At 71.9% G+C, this 20,779-nt stretch carries 18 protein-coding genes, 1 tRNA gene and 1 pseudogene; 8 read left to right on the forward strand and 12 right to left on the reverse strand.

Translation table 11 applies throughout. The features are described from left to right. Positions 1-362: 362 nt before the first annotated feature. Complete coding sequence (locus ACWGKJ_RS19825) at positions 363-1,892, reverse strand: MFS transporter (RefSeq protein WP_385018994.1); 1,530 nt, start codon at positions 1,890-1,892, stop codon at positions 363-365. Between the two features lie 137 nt (positions 1,893-2,029). On the opposite strand from ACWGKJ_RS19825, the gene ACWGKJ_RS19830 reads away from it, so the two are divergent. Further along, entirely contained in the window at positions 2,030-3,019 is a 990-nt protein-coding gene (locus tag ACWGKJ_RS19830; protein WP_385018997.1) for an Lrp/AsnC family transcriptional regulator, read from the forward strand. 126 nt (positions 3,020-3,145) lie between these two features. Then, positions 3,146-3,886, forward strand: a complete 741-nt coding sequence (locus ACWGKJ_RS19835; protein ID WP_385018999.1) for a class I SAM-dependent methyltransferase — start codon at positions 3,146-3,148, stop codon at positions 3,884-3,886. Between the two features lie 102 nt (positions 3,887-3,988). Here the strand turns inward: ACWGKJ_RS19835 and ACWGKJ_RS19840 are convergent, their stop codons facing one another. After that, positions 3,989-4,855 (reverse strand): LysR family transcriptional regulator, encoded by an 867-nt coding sequence (locus ACWGKJ_RS19840; protein ID WP_385019001.1) that lies wholly within the window; start codon positions 4,853-4,855, stop codon positions 3,989-3,991. A gap of 146 nt (positions 4,856-5,001) precedes the next feature. Between ACWGKJ_RS19840 and ACWGKJ_RS19845 the strand changes: the two genes are divergently transcribed. Further along, complete coding sequence (locus ACWGKJ_RS19845) at positions 5,002-6,024, forward strand: bile acid:sodium symporter family protein (protein WP_385019003.1); 1,023 nt, start codon at positions 5,002-5,004, stop codon at positions 6,022-6,024. On the opposite strand, the gene ACWGKJ_RS19850 is transcribed toward ACWGKJ_RS19845, so the two are convergent. Then, entirely contained in the window at positions 6,014-6,940 is a 927-nt protein-coding gene (locus tag ACWGKJ_RS19850; protein ID WP_385019005.1) for a quinone oxidoreductase family protein, read from the reverse strand. The two genes, ACWGKJ_RS19845 and ACWGKJ_RS19850, sit on opposite strands and share 11 nt — an antisense overlap. Positions 6,941-7,023: 83 nt before the next feature. Between ACWGKJ_RS19850 and ACWGKJ_RS19855 the strand changes: the two genes are divergently transcribed. Further along, positions 7,024-7,491 (forward strand): MarR family winged helix-turn-helix transcriptional regulator, encoded by a 468-nt coding sequence (locus ACWGKJ_RS19855; RefSeq protein WP_385019007.1) that lies wholly within the window; start codon positions 7,024-7,026, stop codon positions 7,489-7,491. A gap of 12 nt (positions 7,492-7,503) precedes the next feature. On the opposite strand, the gene ACWGKJ_RS19860 is transcribed toward ACWGKJ_RS19855, so the two are convergent. Then, the gene (locus ACWGKJ_RS19860; protein WP_385019009.1) at positions 7,504-8,166 is read right to left on the reverse strand and encodes a hypothetical protein; all 663 of its coding nucleotides are present in this window, start codon (positions 8,164-8,166) and stop codon (positions 7,504-7,506) included. Between the two features lie 119 nt (positions 8,167-8,285). Beyond that, positions 8,286-9,125, reverse strand: a complete 840-nt coding sequence (gene fdhD / locus ACWGKJ_RS19865; protein WP_385019011.1) for a formate dehydrogenase accessory sulfurtransferase FdhD — start codon at positions 9,123-9,125, stop codon at positions 8,286-8,288. 301 nt (positions 9,126-9,426) lie between these two features. Here fdhD and ACWGKJ_RS19870 point away from each other — a divergent pair, with 301 nt between their 5' ends. From ACWGKJ_RS19870 to ACWGKJ_RS19880, 3 genes are all read left to right on the forward strand, one after another. Next, on the forward strand, positions 9,427-10,365 hold the full coding sequence (locus ACWGKJ_RS19870; protein ID WP_385019014.1) for a beta-ketoacyl-ACP synthase III: 939 nt from the start codon (positions 9,427-9,429) through the stop codon (positions 10,363-10,365). A 260-nt stretch (positions 10,366-10,625) separates the two neighbouring features. Next, on the forward strand, positions 10,626-12,167 hold the full coding sequence (locus ACWGKJ_RS19875; protein ID WP_385019016.1) for an aldehyde dehydrogenase family protein: 1,542 nt from the start codon (positions 10,626-10,628) through the stop codon (positions 12,165-12,167). A 247-nt stretch (positions 12,168-12,414) separates the two neighbouring features. Further along, a tRNA-Leu gene (locus tag ACWGKJ_RS19880) sits at positions 12,415-12,502 on the forward strand. Positions 12,503-12,727: 225 nt separating this feature from the next. Here the strand turns inward: ACWGKJ_RS19880 and ACWGKJ_RS19885 are convergent. The 5 genes and pseudogenes from ACWGKJ_RS19885 to ACWGKJ_RS19905 all read right to left on the reverse strand — a co-directional run. Next, positions 12,728-13,165 (reverse strand): annotated as a pseudogene (locus tag ACWGKJ_RS19885) (SPW repeat protein); the annotation flags it as partial. A 184-nt stretch (positions 13,166-13,349) separates the two neighbouring features. Beyond that, entirely contained in the window at positions 13,350-14,024 is a 675-nt protein-coding gene (locus ACWGKJ_RS19890) for a class F sortase (protein ID WP_385019018.1), read from the reverse strand. Positions 14,025-14,214: 190 nt separating this feature from the next. Next, positions 14,215-14,700, reverse strand: a complete 486-nt coding sequence (locus ACWGKJ_RS19895) for a hypothetical protein (RefSeq protein ID WP_385019020.1) — start codon at positions 14,698-14,700, stop codon at positions 14,215-14,217. A gap of 122 nt (positions 14,701-14,822) precedes the next feature. Further along, positions 14,823-16,856, reverse strand: a complete 2,034-nt coding sequence (locus ACWGKJ_RS19900; RefSeq protein WP_385019092.1) for a sensor histidine kinase — start codon at positions 16,854-16,856, stop codon at positions 14,823-14,825. Positions 16,857-16,968: 112 nt separating this feature from the next. Continuing rightward, entirely contained in the window at positions 16,969-17,694 is a 726-nt protein-coding gene (locus ACWGKJ_RS19905; RefSeq protein ID WP_385019023.1) for a response regulator transcription factor, read from the reverse strand. A gap of 233 nt (positions 17,695-17,927) precedes the next feature. On the opposite strand from ACWGKJ_RS19905, the gene ACWGKJ_RS19910 reads away from it, so the two are divergent. Beyond that, positions 17,928-18,761, forward strand: a complete 834-nt coding sequence (locus ACWGKJ_RS19910; RefSeq protein WP_385019025.1) for a PIG-L family deacetylase — start codon at positions 17,928-17,930, stop codon at positions 18,759-18,761. Positions 18,762-18,797: 36 nt separating this feature from the next. Here ACWGKJ_RS19910 and ACWGKJ_RS19915 read toward each other — a convergent pair whose 3' ends face one another. After that, entirely contained in the window at positions 18,798-20,177 is a 1,380-nt protein-coding gene (locus ACWGKJ_RS19915; RefSeq protein ID WP_385019094.1) for a Fic family protein, read from the reverse strand. 92 nt (positions 20,178-20,269) lie between these two features. Next, positions 20,270-20,728, reverse strand: coding sequence for an aromatic-ring hydroxylase C-terminal domain-containing protein (locus tag ACWGKJ_RS19920; RefSeq protein ID WP_385019096.1), 459 nt, complete (start codon positions 20,726-20,728; stop codon positions 20,270-20,272). Between the last annotated feature and the right edge of the window lie 51 nt (positions 20,729-20,779).

The following is a 20,779-nucleotide window of genomic DNA, read 5'->3' on the forward strand; positions in this document are numbered from 1 at the left end:
CACGGAATCTGTACCGAGCAGGCACGGAGGCCGCTCAACCCCTGTGACCTGCGGGGGTTGCGCGGGGCGGGGCATTCCGCCGACCGCAGCGTCCTGTGATGTGGCTGTGATCCCACTGTGATCACGGGCGGGGCGGGGGCGGATCCGGCCCGGTGGCGGCGGATTCCGGGCCGATGGCGGCGGATTCCGGGCCGATGGTGGCGCCGGGACGCACGGAGGGTGCCCGCACGGATCGTGCGGACACCCTCTGTATCTCATGGCGATGTCTCCCGGCGACCTCAGGGCACCGTTTCCGGCCACGCCGACTCACCGGGACGTGGTCACGGGGACGTGGCTACCGGGACGTGGTCACCGCAGCACGGTCACCGGGACGCGGCGACCGCAGGCTCGTCGGCGCGCACCGGCGGCCGCTCGTCCTGCCGCCCGTTCTGCCGCTCGCCGGGGCCGGTGGCGGGACGCAGGAAGGCCAGAACCGCGGCCCCGGCGACCAGGCCCAGGATGCCCGCGACGAGCGCGGCGCCATTGAGCCCCGAGGCGAAGGCGCCGTGCAGCGTGGCATCCGGGATCCGGGAGCGCAGCGCGGAGGCCCCGCCGCCGGCCAGGACATGGGCCGTGGAGTGTGCCGCCGCGGAGGGACCGGGCAGTGCCCCCTCCATCTGCGAGGTCAGTACGGTGCCGAACACCGCGACGCCCAGCGCGAATCCGAGCTGGCGGAAGGTGTTGACCGCGCCGCCCGCCATCCCCGCGTTGCGCGGCGGTACGGAGGCGAGAGCAGCCCCCGCGAGCGCGGGCGACACCAGCCCCACGCCGATCCCGGCCAGCACAAGACCGGCCGACAGACCGGTCCAGTCCGACCCCGCGTCCAGCGTGGCCTGGGCCAGTGCCCCGGCGCCGATCAGGACGAGACCGCCGCCGATCACGAGCCGGGGCGACCTGCCGTGCAGCAGCCGTCCACCGACCGCCGCCACCACGAACGAGGCCACGGCCAGCGGCAGTACGGCGAGCCCCGCCTTGACCGGACTCATCCCTAGCAGCGTCTGGAGCCAGATCGAGGTGTACGGAAGCACCCCGAACGCAGCCGCGTTGAAGGCGAGCGCGCCCACCATCACCACGGCGAACGACGGGCGGCGCAGCAGCCCCAGATCGAGCAGCGGATGCACGGCACGCCGCTCGACCAGCACGAAGGCGGCCAGCGCCACCACGGCGACGGCCACGGCCGCCCCGGTACGTCCGGAGGTCCAGCCCACGGTGTCCGCGCGGACCACGGCGAACGTCAGCGCCCCGGCGAACACCGCGAACGTCGCGGTACCGGCCCAGTCGACCCTGCGGTCCGACTGCCGCTGCGACTCGGTGACCGTGCGCAGCGTGATCCAGATGGCCGCCGCGCTCACCGGCAGATTGACGAAGAAGATCCACCGCCAGTCCAGCGACTGCGTCAGCACCCCGCCGAGCACCGGCCCGATCGCCGCCGCCGCACCGCTCACCGCGCCCCACACCCCGAGCGCCACACCGCGGTCCCGCCCCTGGTAGGCGGCGCCGAGCAGCGAGAGGGTCGTCGCGAACATGGCGGCGCCGCCCACCCCCTGGAGCCCGCGCATCGCGATCAGCATCGCCGGACTCGTCGAGAGACCGCAGGCCAGCGAGGCCAGGGCGAACAGGGCGGTGCCCGCCGCGTACAGCCTGCGCCGCCCGGTGACATCGGCCGCGGCCCCCGCGCCGAGCAGCAGCGCGGCGAGCGCCAGCGCGTAGATGTCGATCACCCACTGGAGATCGGAGAGCGAGGCCTTCAGCGAACCCGCCATGTCGGGCAGCGCCACGATCACGATCGTCACATCGAGCAGCAGCATGAAGGTGCCCAGACAGACCGCTATGAGCGGCCCCCACTTACGCATGTCGTTCTCTCCCTGTGCCGTGTTCCACGGCCTCTCGGTCCTGCTTGTGGTCCCCCGTACGATCGGATGGGCACGGCGGGATCCCCTAACCATGGTCGGATATTCGCCGGAAGCCGACATCTGAAGGGTGGCAAACCGTGGAATCGCATGACTTCGACGAGCTCGACCTCCAGCTGCTGCACGGGCTCGAAGTCAATGCGCGCGCCTCGTTCAGCAGGCTCGCGGCGGTCCTCGGCGTCTCCGACCAGACGGTCGCCCGCCGGTACCGGCGCCTGCACACCGAGGGCGGCCTGCGCGTGGTCGGGGTGCGCGACGCGGCGAGCCTCGGCCAGGACACCTGGATGCTCCGGCTGCGCTGCGCGCCCGACGCCGCCGACTCGATCGCCAGAGCGCTGGCCCGCCGCCCCGACACCGCCTGGATCGGACTCACATCGGGCGGCACCGAGGTGGTCGGCCAGACCAGCGCCCGCACCCGCGGTGAACACGAGGCCCTGCTCCTCGGAAAGCTCCCGCGCACCCCGAGCATCACGGAGATCAGAGCCCATCAGCTGCTCCACCGCTTCTACGGAGGCCCGGCCGGCTGGCTCGGCAAGAGCCGCGCGCTCACCGACGCGCAGGTCGCGGCGCTCCGCCCGGCCGATGCCGGGCGGGCGCCAGGCTCCGGCATCACCGCGGACGACGAGCCGATGGTCGCCGCACTGGCACGCGACGGCCGTGCCTCCTTCGCCGAACTCAGCAAGGCCACGGGCCGTTCGGAGTCGGCGGTGCGCCGCAGGCTCGACCAGCTGCTGGGCTCCGGCACGCTCTTCATCGATGTGCAGTTCGACTCCGAGCAGTTCGGGTACGGCATCGCCGCCCTGCTGTGGATCACCGCGGCCCCTTCCGCGCTGGACGCGGTCGGGCGCGCGCTGGCGACACACCGGGAGGTGGCCACCGCGAGCGCGGTATCGGGACCGTGCAATCTCTTCGCTGTGGTGGTCTGCCGCGACACCCCTGAGCTGTACGCGTATGTGAGCGCACGCCTCGGCCGGCTGGAGGGGGTCCAGCATGTGGAGTGCACCCCGATGCTGCGCCGGGTCAAGCAGCTCACGTACGAGGAGCGGCCCGCCGGGCGGACGGTTTCCTAGGTGTTCTGTTTGCTGGTTGTTCTGTCCGGGGGAGGTGCGGACGGAGCCAGGCCCGGACCGAGGCGAGGGCCGGCCAGTGCCCCCATCGTGTTGACCGCCCCCAGCAGCCAGTGCTGGACTCGGCACGTGGACAGCATCCCCGCCAACCGGCGGCTCTGGAACCGGATCAGCAGCGCCTACCAGCACGAGCACGACCCGCAGATCGGCGCCACGCCCCGGCTGTGGGGCATGTACTCCGTCCCCGACGCGCACCTGCACGCCCTGGGCGACGTCACCGGCAAGCGCGTACTCGAACTGGGCTGTGGCGCCGGCCAGTGGTCCAGGGCGCTCGCCGCCGAGGGGGCCACCGTGGTCGGGATCGACCTGTCCGAAGCCCAGCTCGCCGCGGCGGCCCGTGCGAGGGGAGCGGCCCGCTACCCGCTGGTGCAAGGCGCCGCCGAACAACTTCCCTTCGTCGCCGACAGCTTCGACCTGGTGTTCTGCGACTTCGGTGGGCTCAGCTGGGCGCCCCCGCACCTGGCCGTCCCGGAGGCCGCACGTGTCCTGAGCCGGGGCGGGCGCCTGGTGTTCAACGTCGCCAGCCCCTGGTTCGAAGCCTGCTACGACGAAGCCGCGGGCCGCGTGACCACGACGCTGCGGCAGGACTACTTCGGGCTGAACACCATCGCCGAGGGCGACGGCGCGACCAGCTATCAGCTCACCTACGGCGACTGGGTCAGGGTCCTGCGCGGCGCGGGTCTCCTCATCGACGACCTCATCGAGCCGCGGCCCGGACGCGGAACACCCAACGGCTACAACGAAACCGACCCACCCGACTGGGCACACCACTGGCCGGCGGAGTCGCTCTGGGTAACCCACAAGCCGTAGGTTCCGCCGCGCAAACCCTGGACTCCGCCGCGCCGGGACGTGAGGGCATTCCTTCACCGGTCCGTACGCCTGGACCTGGTGGTGTCACACCGGGCAGTACGCCTAAACCTGGTGGTGCAGCCGGTCGGCGCCCGTCAGGATCGCCGACGCCAGCGCGTCGGCGGCCTCCTGGGCGTTTCCGCCCTCCCGGCCGTGCAGCAGGACGAAGTCCACATCCCCGAGGTCGGGCAGCCCGGCCCTGGCCGGTACCTGGGTCAGCCCCGGCGGGATCAGGCCGCGGGTGTGCGCCATGATGCCGAGGCCCGCGCGGGCCGCCGCGATCAGCCCGCTGAGGCTGGTGCTCGTACAGGCGATGCGCCAGGCCCGGCCGTCCTCCTCCAGCACTTCGAGAGCGCGGGCGCGGGTGATGCCGGGCGGCGGGAAGAGGATGAGCGGCAGCGGGCGTTCGGGGTCGATGCGCAGCCGGGGTGCGCCGATCCAGACGAGGGTGGAGCGCCAGACGAGGCGGCCGTGGCTCTGGCCGCTCCGCCGTTTGGCCAGCACCAGGTCGAGCCCGCCCGCCGCCAGCTGCTCGTGCAGGGTGCCGGAGAGGCCGACGGTGAGTTCCAGATCCACCTCGGGGTGCTCGGTGCGGAACGACTCCAGGATCTCCGGCAGCCTGGTCAGCACGAAGTCCTCCGACGCGCCGAAGCGCAGCCTGCCGCGCGGCCGGGCGCCCGCGAAGAAGGCCGCCGCCCGCTCGTGGCCCTGGAGGATCGTACGGGCGAAGCCCAGCATCGCCTCGCCGTCCTCCGTCAGCTCCACGCTGTGGGTGTCGCGGGTGAACAGGGTCCGGCCGGTCGCCTCCTCCAGCCGGCGGACGTGCTGGCTCACCGTCGACTGGCGCAGGCCGAGGCGGTGGGCGGCCTGGGTGAAGCTCAGGGTCTGCGACACGGTGAGGAAGGTGCGCAGTTGCGCGGGGTCGTACATGATCCTGAGGTTATCGCGCTTCGTGATGTCAGTCAGAGTGGTATGCAGGATTCCCGATCAGAGGGATCGCGTGGACCATGGTCACGACACCTTCCGTACCCGAGAGTCCGTACCCGATGGTCCGTACCCGAGAGCAAGTGGAGACCATGAGCCGCCGAAAGCCGCAGCTTCCGTCCTGGCTGCCGATCGATCCGTACATCCTGGCCCTGATCGGTACCGTCGCCGTGGCGGCGCTGCTGCCGGCCCGTGGTGCGGCGGCCGACGTGGCGGGGGGAGCGTCCACCGGGGCGGTCGCCCTGCTCTTCTTCCTCTACGGCGCGCGGCTCTCCACCGCCGAGGCGGTCGAGGGGCTGAAGCACTGGCGGCTCCACCTCACCGTCCTGGCCTGCACCTTCGTCGCGTTCCCGCTGCTGGGTCTCGCGGCGCGCGGGCTGGTGCCGTTCCTGCTGACGCCCCCGCTCTACAACGGGCTGCTCTTCCTCTGCCTGGTCCCTTCGACCATCCAGTCGTCGATCGCCTTCACCTCGATCGCCCGCGGCAATGTGCCCGCCGCGATCTGCGCGGGCTCCTTCTCCTCGCTCGCCGGCATCGTCATCACCCCGGTCCTGGCGGCGCTGGTCCTGGGCAGCGGCGGGGGCGGCTTCTCCGCCGACTCGCTGCTGAAGATCGTGCTTCAGCTGCTGGTGCCGTTCGTGGCGGGGCAGTTGCTGCGCCGCTGGGTGGGCGGCTTCCTCGTACGGCACAAGAAGGTCCTCGGCTATGTCGACCGGGGCTCGATCCTGCTGGTGGTCTACGCGGCGTTCAGCGAGGGCATGGTGCGCGGTGTCTGGCACCAGGTGAGCTTCGTCCGGCTGCTGGGGCTGCTCGGGGCCGAGGCGGTGCTGCTCGCCGTCATGCTGGTGCTGAGCTGGTACGGAGCCAAGCGGCTCGGCTTCGACCGGGGCGACCGGATCGCCATCCAGTTCGCCGGTTCGAAGAAGAGCCTGGCGGCCGGACTGCCCATGGCGAGTGTGCTGTTCGGCGCGCAGGCGTCGCTGGCCGTGCTTCCGCTGATGCTCTTCCACCAGATGCAGCTGATGGTCTGCGCGGTGATCGCCAAGCGCCGCTCTCGCGACCCGCTGCCCGCCGGGGTGGAGCAACCGGTCCCGGCCGCGACCGCTACCCGGTGATCAGCACTACCTTGCCGAGGTTGGCCCGGGACTCGATGAACCGGTGGGCCAGCGCCGCCTCTTCGAGCGGGATCTCGGCGTGCACGGCGGCCCGCAGCCGTCCGCTGCGGTGCAGCTCCCACAGCTCGGCGCACCACTGCGCGTACAGCTCGGGCCGGTCCCTGGCGATGAGCGCCATCTGGAAGCCGATGACCGACTTGGCGCCGGTCAGCAGGGAGTACGCCTCAAGGGTGCCGCCGCCCGAACTGAACGCGACCAGCCGCCCGTTCGGCGCGAGGGTGGCGACCGCCGGGGCGAGCAGCGTCCCGCCGACCCCGTCCACCACGACGTCCACCGGCTCACCCCAGTCCGCTTCGTCGTACGTCACCACCGCGTCGGCGCCGAGCCCGCGCAGGAACTCCGCCTTCTCCGCGGAGCCGGTGGCGGCGACCAACCGTCCTGCGCCGTCCAGGCGGGCCAGCTGGAGCGCCAGATGGCCGACACCGCTCGCGGCAGCCGTCACCAGCACCGATTCGCCCGGACCGGTCCTGGCGGCATGCAGGGCGCCCCGGGCCACCAGGCCGCTGCGGACCAGGGCCACCGCGTCCACCGCACTCGCGTGCTCAGGGATCCTGGTCGCGAACGGCTCGCCCAGGACGGCAAGGTCCGCGTAGGAGCCCGCGAAGCAGAGGCCGGTCACCCGGTCACCGGCCGCGAAGCGGGTGACCCCGGCCCCGACGGCGGCGACCGTGCCCGCGATCTCGCCGCCCAGCGGCGCGGGGACGCTGCCCTCGCGCACCTTCCGTACGGAGGGCAGGGTCACCCCGATCGCCTCGGAGCGGACCAGCAGTTCGCCGGGGCCGGGTTCGGGGACGGGGGCCTGCTCCACGTACAGGACCTCGGGCCCGCCGTTCGTGTCGTACCGGACACGGCGCATGGGCACCTCCAGGTTTCATTGGGGCCCCCAACGGTATCCGATTTTCGTTGGGGGCCCCAATGGTTTTCCGTTAGAGTCGTCCCATGACATCCGAGACCTCTCCCGCGCTCGCCCGGATCACCGCACTGCCCAGCTGGCTGCTCGGCCGGGCGGCGGCCCGCGGCCACCGGCTGCTCGCCGACGCGTTCGCGGGGGAGGGGCTGCGGCTGCCGCACCATGTGGTGCTGACCGCCGTCGCGGCGCTCGGGCCCGTGTCCCAGGCGGAGTTGGGCCGTACGGTACGCATCGATCCCAAGGACATGGTCACGGTCGTCGGCGAACTCCAGGCCAAGGGCCTCGTCACCCGCACACCCGACCCCGCGGACCGGCGGAAGAACGCGATCGCCGTCTCGTCCGCGGGGCGCACCGCGCTGCACCGCCTGGAGGAGCTGGGCGACGCCGCCAACGACGAACTGCTCGCCCCGCTCGACCCGGCCGAACGCGCACAGCTCACCGCGCTGCTCTCCCGGATCGTGCACGCGCCGGACGCCCAGGACACGCGGGGCGCATGACGCCGCGGGCGGTCAGACGCGGCGCGGTGAGGCCAGCAGATAGGCGGCGCCCGCCCGCCGGTCCGTATGCGCCGAGGTCTGCCAGCCCGCCCGGTTCAGTGTCTCCGTGTAGGCCCAGGGAGCGGGCCCGTCCACCCGGACCGCCTCGGGCTGCGCCGACTCGCTCACCAGATAGCCATGGCAGCAGCCCGCCTCAAGTGCCAGTGCGACGGCCTGGGTCAGATGCGTACGCTCCCAGGCGCACGGCCGCTCCACCGAGCGGTCGGGGTTGGTGACCCGGCGCATCTCGACCAGACCGGCCCACGCGCTGCGCACCTCACGCTCCCGTACGGGGTCGGGGTCCGGCGTGGTGTCCCCGCCCCCGGCGGAGGAGCGGGCATGGAACACCCCGGGCGGGTCCACTCCCGTGGAGTCCGCTGCCGGGACCTGGTCCGGCCCCGGGACCTGGTCCGGCTCCGGCGGCGGGACCAGCCGGACCGGTTCGGCGGCCAGCCGCTCCCGCATCCGCTGCCCGGCAGGCGTCAGATAGTGCCGGTGCGGGGGCCGCGGATGGCGCACGGCAAGGCCCTGTGCGACCAGGGGCGCGAGAGCCGCCGCAGGGCCCCGGAGCAGTCCGGATCCGGCGTCGGCGGTCCGGATCGCCCGGCGCTGGGTCGCGGACAGCCGGTCGGTCATGCCCCTGACCGTACTGCCGCCGCACCGCGCGGGGAACAGCGTCCACACCGCGGCCGCACGGTGCGGGCAACAGGGTCCGCGGCTCTCGGCGGGGCGGGCCGGCTCAGACCCGGGCCGGCTCAGACCCCGGAGCGCAGGGCGATGCGCTCGTCACCCGTGTACACGTTCATGGAGGAGCCGCGGAGGAAACCGACCAGCGTGAGACCGGACTCGGCAGCCAGATCCACCGCCAGCGATGAAGGGGCCGACACCGCCGCGAGCACCGGGATACCCGCCATCACCGCCTTCTGGGCCAGTTCGAAGGAGGCCCGGCCCGAGACGAGGAGAACGACCTGGGAGAGCGGCAGCAGTCCGTTCTGCAGAGCCCGGCCGACCAGCTTGTCCACCGCGTTGTGGCGGCCCACGTCCTCACGTATGTCGAGCAGTTCGCCCTCGGGTGTGAAGAGCGCGGCAGCGTGCAGCCCCCCGGTCCGGTCGAACACCTGCTGCGCCGCCCGCAGCCGGTCGGGGAGGACGGAGAGCACATCCGGTTCGACCCGCACCGGCGGCGCGTCGGCGATCGGGAAGCGCGCGGTGGTCCGTACCGCTTCCAGGCTCGCCTTGCCGCAGAGCCCGCACGAGGAGGTGGTGTAGACGTTGCGCTCCAGCGTGATGTCCGGCAGCTCGACGCCCGGGGCCAGCCTGACGTCCACCACGTTGTACGTGTTCGAGCCGTCGGCGGTGGCCCCCGCGCAGTACACGATCGACTGGAGTTCGTCCGCCGAACCGAGCACTCCCTCGCTGACCAGGAAGCCCGCCGCGAGGGCGAAGTCGTCGCCGGGGGTGCGCATGGTGATGGCCAGGGCCTTGCCGTTCAGCCGGATCTCCAGCGGCTCCTCGGCGACCAGGGTGTCGGGGCGGGTGGTGACCGCGCCGTCCCTGATGCGGATGGTGCGGCGGCGTTCGGTGACCCGGCCCATGGGAATCAGTCCTACTCTTCGCTCGGTGCTGCGGCCCTCTCATTCTCCTGGACGGGGGCGGCGACCGCGGAGCGGGCACCGGGCATCCGGCCGAAAAGGGCGCGGCGCGGTACGTCCGGTAGCGGCGCAGTACTCCCGGTAGCCGTGCCCGTACCTGTGCCGTTCGCCCGTACGGCGTGCGGAAGTGATCCGAAGCCTCCAAGAGGGACGCCCGAATCCTGTTGCTTTACATGCCGTCGTACCGGTGAGTCGCTGACGAGACTGGAGGGCTCCTGACATCAGCAGCAGAGGGGTCCCGGGCATGACCGGAACACGCATCGCCGCACTCGGCCATTACCAGCCGGCCAAGGTGCTCACCAATGACGATGTCGCCGCCCTCGTCGACACCAGCGACGAATGGATCAGGACCCGGGTGGGGATCAAGACCCGCCACATCGCCGGTCCCGAGGAACCGGTCGACGAACTCGCCGCCCAGGCCGGGGCCAAGGCCCTCGCCGCCGCCGGACACGCACCGGGCGAGATCGACCTGGTGCTCGTCGCGACCTCCACGGCGATCGACCGCTCGCCCAACATGGCGGCCCGCGTCGCCGCCAAGCTGGGCATGGGCTCGCCCGCGACCATGGATGTCAACGTCGTCTGCTCGGGCTTCACGCACGCCCTGGCCGTCGCCGACCAGGCGGTACGGACCGGATCCGCCGAGCGGGCCCTGGTCATCGGCGCCGACAAGATGGCCGAGATCGCCGACTGGACCGACCGCTCCACCTGTGTCCTGGTGGGGGACGGGGCCGGCGCGGCCGTGGTCGAGGCCTGCGACGAGGACGGCATCGGCCCGGTGCTGTGGGGATCGGTCCCCGGGATGGGGAACGCCGTACGCATCGAGGGGACACCGCCGCGCTTCGCGCAGGAGGGGCAGTCCGTCTACCGCTGGGCCACCACCCAGCTGCCGCCGATCGCCCGCAGGGTCTGCGAGAAGGCGGGGGTCGCCCCCGATGAGCTGGCCGCCGTCGTCCTGCACCAGGCCAATCTGCGGATCATCGAGCCGGTGGCCGCGAAGATCGGCGCGGTGAACGCGGTGATCGCACGCGATGTGGTCGATTCCGGCAACACATCCGCGGCCAGTATCCCGATGGCCCTGTCCAAGCTGGTGGAGCGGCGGGAGATCCCGTCCGGCGCACCCGTGCTGCTCTTCGGTTTCGGCGGGAACCTCTCGTACGCGGGGCAGGTCGTGCGTTGTCCGTGACGGCCCGATGGGGCCGGTGACTGACGGGGCCCGGGGGCTAGCAGGAACCCGGGACCGGAGGGGGGCGCCGAAAGCGGGAATCACCACCGGCCGGGCACAGGGTGTAGCCGTCTGCGCACGACGTGGTGGTGATCGCGGCGTACGCTGAGAGCGGCACCCGTGTCATCGGGACCGGGGTGGGCGCCGCCCGTACGACTGGCGGTGGGCCGCGTACCAGGAGAACGACCACCTGCCCCGCCCAGCTGAGCGGAGACCCGCCCATGGCACCCACCCTCACCCTCAAGTCCGGAACCTCCTGGGCCGATGCCTGGCAGCGCTGCCTCGACGCGGCGCCCGAGGCGTTCAGGGACGACCGCGTACTGAACCTCTGGAAAGGCGCCTGGCAGGCCGACGGACGGCCGCAGCCCGCGACCAGCCCCGTCGACGGCAGCCGCATCGCGGGCCCGCCCCGCCTCGACGCCCCCACCGCCGCACAGGCCGTACGCGCCTCCCTCGACCAGCACCGCGGCTGGCGCCAGGTCCCGCTGCCCGAGCGCCGGGCCCGGGTCCTGGCCGCGCTCGACGCGCTGACCGAGCACCGTGAGCTGATGGCGCTCCTGCTGGTCTGGGAGATCGGCAAGCCTTGGCGGCTGGCCACGGCCGACGTCGACCGCGCCATCGACGGTGTGCGCTGGTACGCCGACGGCATCGAGGCGATGGCCGAAGGGCGTGCCCCGCTCGAAGGCCCGGTGTCCAACATCGCGAGCTGGAACTATCCGATGTCGGTACTGGTCCACGCGATGCTGGTGCAGGCGCTGGCCGGGAACGCGGTCATCGCCAAGGCGCCGACCGACGGCGGGGTTGCCTGTCTCACGCTCGCCTGCGCACTCATGGCCCGCGAGGGCGTCCCGGTGAGCCTGGTCAGCGGCAGCGGCGGTGAGCTCTCGGAGGCTCTGGTCCGCTCGCCGGAGATCGGCTGTGTCTCGTTCGTGGGCGGCCGGGACACCGGGGCGAGGATCGCCACCGACGTGGCCGACCTCGGCAAACGGCACATCCTCGAACAGGAGGGGCTCAACACCTGGGGCTTCTGGGACTTCACGGACTGGTCCGCACTCTCCAAGGTGATCCCCAAGCTCTTCGACTACGGGAAGCAGCGGTGCACGGCCTACCCCAGGTTCGTGGTGCAGCGCAGCGCGTTCGACGCGTTCCTGGCGGCGTATCTGCCTGCCGTGCGCTCCATCCGTACGGGCCACCCGCTGGCCGTGGAGGACCCGTCCGATCCTTTCCCGGAGCTGGACTTCGGGCCGCTGATCAACGCGGCGAAGGCCACGGAGCTGGCCGGCCAGGTGGCCGAGGCCATCGACCGCGGCGCGATCCCGCTGCACCGGGGCAGCCTCGCGGACGGCCGCTTCCTGGCCGGCCAGGACACCGGCGCCTATCTCCCGCCGGTCACACTGCTCAGCCCGCCGCCGTCGTCCCCGCTCTTCCACGCGGAGCCCTTCGGCCCGGTCGACACGATCGTCCTGGTCGATACGGAGGCGGAGCTGCTGGCCGCGATGAACGCCTCCAACGGCGCGCTGGTCGCGACCCTGTCGACCGACGACCCGGAAACCTTCGACCGGCTGGCCCCGCAGATCCGGGCCTTCAAGGTCGGCAACTCCAAGCCCCGCTCACGCGGCGATCGCGAGGAACTCTTCGGCGGCCACGGGGCGTCGTGGCGCGGCGCCTTCGTCGGCGGCGAGCTGCTGGTCCACGCGGTGACGCAGGGCCCGGCGGGGGAGCGGGCGCCGGGCAACTTCCCGGAGTACCAGCTCATGCCGTGAAGGGAGCGGAGTGCCGGCTCATCCCGTGAACGGGCCGAGTACCGGCGCATTCCCATACACGGAGATACGACGGGTTGTACGTGCCCGGTGACGCAGGGTGCCAACCGTCGGCCGGATCGGCGAAGCGCCCCGGCGGCCGACCGGGGCCAGCCGCTGACCACGGCAAATACGGGTGAGGGGGACCGCAAACCCCTGGTATTGTTGTCCTTGTCGCCGCGGGGAACAGAGACGTGGCGACAGGCACCTTGTCCGGGTGGCGGAATGGCAGACGCGCTAGCTTGAGGTGCTAGTGCCCTTTATCGGGCGTGGGGGTTCAAGTCCCCCCTCGGACACCAGCAGAGACCCCAGTTGATCTGGGGTCTTTCTGTTTCTCCGCTCCTCCCCGGTTCCCTTACGGGCGTCACCCACGAGCGCAGGAGAGGGGCGGTGTGGGCCGGATGTCCGGCCCGCACCACCCCTCTCTCTTCTCTTGTCTTCTGCCCGTCACATCAGTCGGTGCGGTCGGGTCGTCCCGCTCGGCTGAGGCGGCTCGCTCCGCTGGGGCGCGAGCTCATGGAATGGGCCTTACGGCTGCGTTTCGCCGCTACCACGGTGCACACCAACCCCAGTAGGGCAGTGACGCCGCCGATGACCGCGTTGCTCCAGATGATCCCCTTGTCCGGGTGACTGCCCACGACCCATGGGGCGACGACCAGCCAGGCGCCCATCACGACCATGGCCCAGCTGAGGCCGTACATCCGCTCCGGCACGATGGTGAACCCGAGGCCCAGCAGGGCGATCGCGATGCCCATGATCAGGTTGTGTGTCGTCAGTGCGTGCTGGGTGCTCGAAAAGTGGATCACCCACGCGGACACCGCACAGTACACGCCGACCAGAAACACCGGCCCGTCCACGAGCGCCACGTCGCGCCCGCCGAGCATCCGGTCATACCGAGCCCGCATTTCGGGTACATCGGGATGGGTTGCTAGATCGCCTCTTGTGTGTGAGACGTCGGCCATACGACTCGCCTCCTTCTCTGCTGCAAGTCCGACCGAATGTGCACGGCTGAACCGCACAAATACCAGTTTGCGCCTGTTTGCACGCTTTGTATAGAGAAGATAAAACGCCCTGCCATCCGGCCCCGGAGCCCTGGCACAACCGGCCCCGATGGGCCCCGACGAGATGCCCGGCCGGCGGGTTTCGTCAGCGCAACGTGGCGTAGACGATCAGGTTGTTCACCGGATGCCCCTGCGCGTCGAACGACCCGTCGCAGGTGATCAGCCGCAGGGCGCGGTCCGTGGTCCTGCCGTAGACCTTGTCGGTCGGGAACGCCTTCTTGCTGACGCTCTCCGTACCCGTGACCGTGAAGTGGGCCGTCTTTCCCAGCTTGTTGCGGACGGCGATGTCCGCGCCCTTGTGGATCTTCCGCAGGTCGTGGAAGACGGCCCTGCCGAAGCGGGTGTCGTTGTGGCCGATCAGCACGGCGGCTCCCGGCTCACCGGGGGTGGCGCTCCCCGTGTACCAGCCCGCCGTCATGCCCTTGTCCGCGGGCGGGACCTCGACCGTGCGGTCGGCGTTGAGTCCCAGACGCAGCAGGGAACTCCTCACTCCGATCGACGGGATCGACACCTCAGTCGGGGGCGCGGGCTGCTTCGTACCGGTCTCCGTACCCGCCTTGCTGCCGGTCTTCGTGCCGGTCCCGGCCCCGGTGTCCTTGCCGGTGCCGGAACCCGACGCCGTGCTGGCCTCGGCGGCGGATTTGTGCCCTGCTGACTCCGATGACCCGGACGAACAGCCCGCGAGCGCTGCCAGGGTGAGGCAGACGGCTGCTGCGGGCAGGGCCACGGATCGCCAAATCGGCTGATGGGTACGGGACATGAGGGCTCCAGGACGGTCGAGGAGGGGTTCGGGGAGACGGGGGAGCGCGCCGGGAATGCGCGGGGGTGCGGTGCGTCGTACCGGTTCGGTCGGAGGTACGGGCGCGCGCCGGGGCGGGGGTACGGGTCCGGGCGGTACGCAGACAGTGGCGCCGCCCGGTGACGGACGGCGCCACTGCTGTCGGGGTGGGTCAGCCGTTGCGCTGTGCGGCGGAGCGGCGGCGCAGGACGACCGTGCCCGCGCCCGCCAGAAGGACGGCGCCGGCTGCCGAGCCGACGAGGGCCGTGGTGTCGCTGCTGCCTCCGGCCGGGCGCTCACCCGCCGCGACGGCACCGCGCGGTGCGGCGGCCCGCTCCGCGGCCCGGACGCTCGGGACGGGACTGGCGGCCCGCGCCGCCGGGGTGGGCTTGTCGCCCGCGGCGACGCCGCCCCGCGGTGCTGCCGCGGGCTGCTTGCCCTGAGCGGCCCGCGCGGCCCTGGCCCTTGCGGAGAGGGGAGGCTGAGCGGACGGCTCGGCCTTCGCCGCACTTCCGGATGCGCGCCCCGCGGACGGCTGGGCCTTGGAGGCAACGGGCTTGGGGCTGTCGGACGCGAAGGCCGCGGTCGACGGGACGAGCACCGTGCCGACCGCCACGGCGGTGAGTACGGCGGTGCGCAGGGACAGACGTGGGGACATGAACAGCTCCAGTTCCAGCCCGGCCTTGGTGATGCCTGGCTGCGGTTGGCAGCAGGCGCCGGGCACAGCGACAGACTGGCAAGCAGTTATGAGGAAGCTGTCAGGACACTGTGCTCATCGGATCAGGGCGCCGGCGACGAGGAGGTGTCAGCCGCCGGGCCCGGTGTCCTCCCGGCCGGTTCGTCCCGGTCGGCTGCCGCCGTCGGCCCGTGCACGGGCAGCCGGAGCGTGAAGACCGAGCCCCTCCCCTCCGTGCTCGCCGCACTCACGGTGCCGCCGTGCGCCTCGGCCAGTTTGCGGACGATGGCCAGCCCCAGGCCGCTGCCGCCCGTCCGGCGGTTACGTGATTTCTCGGCGCGCCAGAAGCGGTCGAAGACGTACGGCAGGGACGCGGCCGGGATACCGGTGCCGGTGTCGGCGACTTCCACCAGCACCTCCGTGCAGGCCGTCCCCGCAGAGGGCTTCTCCGCAGAGGGCTTCTCCGCGCAGGCCGCCGGATCCGGCGGGCCGCACCGCACCCGCAGCGTGACCTGGCCGCCCGCCGGGGTGTGGCGTACCGCGTTGGAGACCAGGTTGCCCACCGCCTGCCGGAGCCGGACCGGGTCGGCGGCCAGGACCGGTACCGGAGCCTCCGGCGGTGGGCCGGTCACCGTCAGCGTCACCCCCGCGGTCTCGGCGCGGGCCTGGTGGGCCGAGGCGACCTGGCCCAGGAGTTCCTGGATCCGTACCGGCTCCACATGCAGCCGCAGCGCCCCCGCGTCGGCGGCCGACAGGTCCTGGAGGTCGTCGATGATGTGCTGCAGCTGCACCGCCTCCTCCAGGAGCGAGGAGACGAACGCTGGATCGGGATCGGCCAGGCCGTCCTGGGCGGCCTCCAGCCAGCCGCGGATGTTGCTGAGCGGTGTGCGCAGCTCGTGCGCGACATCGCTCACCATCGCCTTGCGCTGTTCCTCAAGGCGCGCGCGGTGCGCCGACATGTCGTTGAACGTCGCCGCCAACCGCCCGATCTCGTTGTCCGTCGTGACGTCGACCGGCTCCGAACTCCCGCTGTCCCGCATCCGCTGCGCCGCGTTGGTGAGCGCGTGCAGCGGGCGTACCAGCCTGGCTCCGGCGAGCACCGAGGCCCCGACCGTGAGGGCGAGCACCAGTGCCGCGACCCCCGCGATACGGGCGGTGTTGGCCGGTGAGAGGTTGAAGCCGGGGACGGTGGAGCCGCCCTGGTCGCCGATGAACAGCAGGGCGGGCGACGCGACGTACGAGCTGAGCTGTTCGCGGCGCGCGGTGCCGACGCAAGACGCGATGGCGCGATCGTCGTCGCTGTTGCGGACGCTCGGCTCCGCCACGGGAGTGGGCGGTGTGGTCGGGGGGACGCCCCCGGACCTCTGGGGCTCCGCGGCCGCCCTGGCGCTGTTCCACGAGAGGTTGAGGCTCAGCTGGACCGGCTCGCGGTTCTGCCGGCGCAGACAGGCGTCCGCCAGGTGGTTGAGGGCGGTGAGCGCCTTCTTCTCGGTCGGGGTGGGCGCGTCCAGGGCCTCCGTATCGCATCTGGTGCCCAGGGTGCGGTCCGGGTCGTTCCCCACCGCCTGTATACGGGGACGGCCGCTCGGCTCCTCCACGGCGTCCGACGCGATCCCGAGGCCGCTGAGGCAGGCCACCGTATGGGCCGCGATGCCCTTCAGCCTTCCGCGCTCCGACGCCGGCAGCCGGAACGGTCCCACGGCCCGTGGGTCGATCCGGTCGGCCGATGTCCCGGTCCCGGTCCCGTCCCCGTTCCCGGTGGAACTTCGCGCCGCCAGCGTGGTGTCCAGGGAGAGCGGGTCGACGACCGCCGACACCTGGGGCGGCAGCGCGGGCGCCGGCTTCCGGTCCGCCGAGTCGGCGACGGGCTGGTGGTTCTCGGTGGTCAGGGCGATCCGCCGGCCGGACTGCCGGGCCAGTTTCCGTACCGTCGCGCCGACACCGTCCCACCGGGGGTGCCCGGCCGCGTAACCGAGCAAGGTGTTGTAGATACGGGTGTCGGCGGTGAGGTTCTGGCCCTGCTCCTGTTTGATCGCACCGGATGTGGTCTGTACGGCGAGCCAGGCGGTCGCGACCACCGAACAGGCTGCCACCAGCGCCGAAACCGCCAGCAGCCGGCCGAGCAGACTCTTGCGCAGCGGCAGCCGCGTACGCCGCTCCTGCTCCTGCTCCTGCTTCTGCTCCTGCTTCTGCTCCGGCCGCCGGAGCCGGGCTCCGCGCCGGGGCCTGCCGGGTATCCGGGCGCGGGTCTCACTGCGCGGCAAGGTGGGCGTCCTTCGCGGGATCGGTCAGTTTGTAGCCGACGCCGAACACGGTGAGCAGCCGGACCGGTCTGCGGGGCGCCGATTCGATCTTCTTGCGCAGATTCATGACGTGTACGTCGACCGTGCGATTGCTGATGTACCGGTCGAAACCGTGCAGTTCCGCCAGGAGCTGCTGCCGGGTGAAGACCCGGTCGGGTTCGGCGGCCATCGCGGCCAGCACCCGGAACTCGCCAGGTGTGCAGTCGACCGGCCGGCCGGCCACCGACACCGAGTGCCGGGCCGGATCGATGACAAGCGTGCCCACCGACAGGAGGGGATCGGGGGCGGGCGCAGCACTCACCGGCCGCTGGGCGCGGCGGAGCAGCGTGCGGACCCGCGCCATCAACTCCCGTGGGCTGTACGGCTTGGTCATGTAGTCGTCGGCGCCCAGATCGAGCCCGAGCAGCAGGTCGTCCTCGGTGGACCGGGCGGTCAGCATCAGCACCGGCAGCTCCCGTGCCTCCGCGCGCAGCACCCGTACGACGTCCAGGCCGTCGGCGCGCGGCATCATCACATCGAGGACCAGCAGGTCCGGCGTTCTCTGCCGCACCTCCTCCAGGGCCGCGAGGCCGTCACCCACCACGGTGACCGCGTGTCCTTCGCGTTCCAGGTATCGGCGTACCAGTTCGGCCTGTTTCTCGTCGTCTTCAGCGACGATGACATGTGCGCACACGCCGCTGATCGTAGATGAGTACGGAAACCCCGCCGGGAACAGCCGGCACGGCCGACGCCGTTACACCGACGGACCGGCGCCGACGGGCGGGGAACACGGGGACCATGAGGTCGTCCGCCCACCGGGATCCGGGTCCAGGGGCGCGGCACATCTGCCGTGCGCCCTTACCAGGACGTATGCCGTATGCCGCACCAAATATCGTATCAAGACGTTTTTCCGCAGGAGGACTTTCCATGGTTGACCGGCCTTTGACACTGATGGCAGTACACGCCCACCCCGACGACGAGGCCACCAGTACCGGAGGGGTGCTCGCGCGATACGCGGCGGAAGGCATCCGCACGGTTCTCGTGACCTGTACCGACGGCGGTTGCGGTGACGGACCGGGGGGTGTCAAGCCGGGCGGTTCCGGGCACGACCCGGCGGCTGTCGCCTCGATGCGCCGTCAGGAACTTGAGGCGAGCTGTGACGTCCTGAAGATCAGCGATCTGGAGATGCTGGACTACGCCGACTCCGGGATGACGGGCTGGCCCAGCAACGATGCCCCCGGATCCTTCTGGCAGACCCCTGTGGCGGAAGGCGCCGCCCGGCTCGCGGAACTCATGGAGCACTACCGGCCCGATGTGGTCGTCACCTATGACGAGAACGGTTTCTACGGCCACCCCGACCACATCCAGGCCAACCGCATCACGATGGCCGCGCTGGAGATGACCGCGCTGACACCGAAGGTGTACTGGACGACGATGCCCCGCTCGGCGATGCAGCGGTTCGGAGAGACCATGCGCGAGTTCCAGGAGGACATGCCGGAGCCGGACCCCGCCGAGGCCGCCGCGCTGGCCGAGATCGGTCTCCCCGACGACGAGATCACCACGTGGGTGGAGACCACCCCGTTCAGCGGTCAGAAGTTCGATGCCCTGGCCGCGCACGCCAGCCAGGGCGAGAACATCTTCTTCCTCAAGATGGGCAAGGAGAAGTTCGGTGAGCTGATGGGCATGGAGACCTTCGTACGGGTCAAGGACACCACCGGCGCGGCCGTACCCGAGAACGATCTCTTCGCCGGGCTGCGCTGATCCGCCCGCCGGGCCGCAGGCCCCGCAGAGGTCTGCTCAGCCCACTGGCCGGGGGCCCGGAACCGCCGCTCGGCGCCGGGTCTCCGCCAGGTGCATGCCGATGTGTCGGGCGAGGATCAGCGCGTCCGCGGGTTCGCCGGCCTGGAACGTGACACGGCGGAGCAGGCCGACTCCGTCGAGCGCGACACCCTCACGGGCGAGTACGAAGACGAGGGTGAGGAAGGCGCACCTGGCGTTCCCGTCGGCGAAGGGGTGGAAGAAGCAGACGTCGAGATAGGCACGGGCGGCGCGAGCGGTGAGCGGAACAGCCTTCCCGCCGTCCTTCGCGCTCTCGGCCAGGCAGGCATCGAGGCGGGCCCGGGTGTCCGGACCGATGCCGTAGCGTTCCCGCCCTGCCTTGGCGAAGGCAGGCACGTCGCGGAACGGCGGCAGCCGCGGTGCGCCCAGGACGTGCTGCTGCCAGCGCTGGAGTAGTCCGAACTGCAGGGAGGCTCCCTGTGCCGCTTCGGTGCGCAGGAGTTCCAGGGCGGCGAGCAGGCCCTGGGCCCGGCCCGGGTCCAGGGCGCCGTCGAAGGCGCGGATGTCCTCCGCAGCGCCGTCGCGGGCAGGGACCACCGGCCCCTCACCTCCGCCGTCCGGTGCTTCCTGCCACGGCACGGTCTCGCGCACCGCGAGCCAGCGCTCCAGGTGATCGGGTCCGGGTCCGGTGGGCCGTGTGCCGGCGGCCGGCCGGAGCGAGCGCGCCAGCCGTTCCGCGACATCGTCGACCAGCGCTGTGCCGGGCCCGGTCCAGCTCTTGAACCGCCCGCCGATCGCCTCGTCGACCAGGCCCTCCGCGAGGTCCGGCGCGACGCCCCACCGGCTGAGGAACCAGGTGAGCACCTGCCGGCAGTGGCCGTACCAGCTGCTGCCACAGCCCGTACGGTCGGTCACCTGGAGGATCAGGTTCCGAGCGGCGCGCTCCCACAGGATCCGCTGGTCGGCCACGTCGGCCAGGACCAACGGGTACGTGTCGAACCAGCCGGCGAGGCTCTCCAGCCAGCCGCGCCACTCGCACAGCGCCGCCGCGACGCGGGCGAGCGTCTCCTCCGGGGTGGTGATCGAGTGCCTCGGGCAGCACCAGTTCCCGACCGGCCCCCCGTCGAAGTCGCCTTCGTCGTGCGCCCAGCGCCAGCCCAGGGTCCAGCGGCCGTAGCCCTCGGCGAGTGCGTACGCCATGGCATCTGCCCAGGGCTCGCCCTTGCTCCAGCTTCGGTCACTCGTCGCCGGGGCCCCGTCCGGAAGGCCGGGGAGGCCGGTAATCCCATGGGCGGGCCCGAGGGACTGCACCACCTGTCCCGCTGTCGCGGGGTCGAAGGGATGGCGGGCGGGGTCCACATCGTCCCAGGTCAGAAAAGCGGGTGCCAGGTCCGTCATCACCGCGTAAGCCTGCGCCGCCGACTGGCCCCGGTGCAAACGGGTTACCGCAGAGCCCTCCCCGACGCACATGCGGTACAGGCCGGTTCGTCTCAGGCAGGGACAGGCGCGGGGCCTCCGGTACGGCCGCCGGTGTGCTTGTCGAGATAGGCGGTGACGGCGCCGGGGTCGCAACCGCGTGCGGCCACATGCCCGTCGGGGCGGACGAGGACCAACTCGCCGCTCTCGGCGGCGTAGGCCCTCCCGGCGTGGCCGTGGGTGTCGGTCACATCGGTGCCGAACTCCACGGTGCGCACGCCCGCGTGGGTACGGGGAAGGGCGCCGGAACCGAATCCGTACAGGGTCCAGTGGCCGCCTCGCTGGAGGTCGAAGAGGCGGACGGGCCGCCCGTCCGGGAGGTGGCAGGGTGCGTCGGGGGCGCGGTCGCCGGGCTTGGGCCCCGGGGTGTCCCGGCCGGTGGCGGGGGCCAGGGGACCGCCGCGGTAGGTGTGGCCCAGTTGCAGCAACTCCTCGCTGTCCGCGTCCTGTTGCCGCCCGGCGCCCTGCTGCATCAGGCGGCTGGAGAGCCCGAGGACGGCGGCGGCGACCGGCAGCCTTTCGGC

It is taken from the genome of Streptomyces sp. NPDC054757, assembly GCF_053612185.1.

Bases quoted from the DNA above. Each gene is read 5' to 3' on its own strand.
- ACWGKJ_RS19825 (WP_385018994.1), bottom strand. From the start codon at position 1,892: ATGCGTAAGTGGGGGCCGCTCATAGCGGTCTGTCTGGGCACCTTCATG.
- ACWGKJ_RS19840 (WP_385019001.1), bottom strand. From the start codon at position 4,855: ATGTACGACCCCGCGCAACTGCGCACCTTCCTCACCGTGTCGCAGACC.
- ACWGKJ_RS19845 (WP_385019003.1), top strand. From the start codon at position 5,002: ATGAGCCGCCGAAAGCCGCAGCTTCCGTCCTGGCTGCCGATCGATCCG.
- ACWGKJ_RS19850 (WP_385019005.1), bottom strand. From the start codon at position 6,940: ATGCGCCGTGTCCGGTACGACACGAACGGCGGGCCCGAGGTCCTGTAC.
- ACWGKJ_RS19855 (WP_385019007.1), top strand. From the start codon at position 7,024: ATGACATCCGAGACCTCTCCCGCGCTCGCCCGGATCACCGCACTGCCC.
- ACWGKJ_RS19860 (WP_385019009.1), bottom strand. From the start codon at position 8,166: ATGACCGACCGGCTGTCCGCGACCCAGCGCCGGGCGATCCGGACCGCC.
- fdhD (WP_385019011.1), bottom strand. From the start codon at position 9,125: ATGGGCCGGGTCACCGAACGCCGCCGCACCATCCGCATCAGGGACGGC.
- ACWGKJ_RS19870 (WP_385019014.1), top strand. From the start codon at position 9,427: ATGACCGGAACACGCATCGCCGCACTCGGCCATTACCAGCCGGCCAAG.
- ACWGKJ_RS19875 (WP_385019016.1), top strand. From the start codon at position 10,626: ATGGCACCCACCCTCACCCTCAAGTCCGGAACCTCCTGGGCCGATGCC.
- ACWGKJ_RS19890 (WP_385019018.1), bottom strand. From the start codon at position 14,024: ATGTCCCGTACCCATCAGCCGATTTGGCGATCCGTGGCCCTGCCCGCA.
- ACWGKJ_RS19895 (WP_385019020.1), bottom strand. From the start codon at position 14,700: ATGTCCCCACGTCTGTCCCTGCGCACCGCCGTACTCACCGCCGTGGCG.
- ACWGKJ_RS19910 (WP_385019025.1), top strand. From the start codon at position 17,928: ATGGTTGACCGGCCTTTGACACTGATGGCAGTACACGCCCACCCCGAC.
- ACWGKJ_RS19915 (WP_385019094.1), bottom strand. From the start codon at position 20,177: ATGACGGACCTGGCACCCGCTTTTCTGACCTGGGACGATGTGGACCCC.
- ACWGKJ_RS19920 (WP_385019096.1), bottom strand. From the start codon at position 20,728: ATGCAGCAGGGCGCCGGGCGGCAACAGGACGCGGACAGCGAGGAGTTG.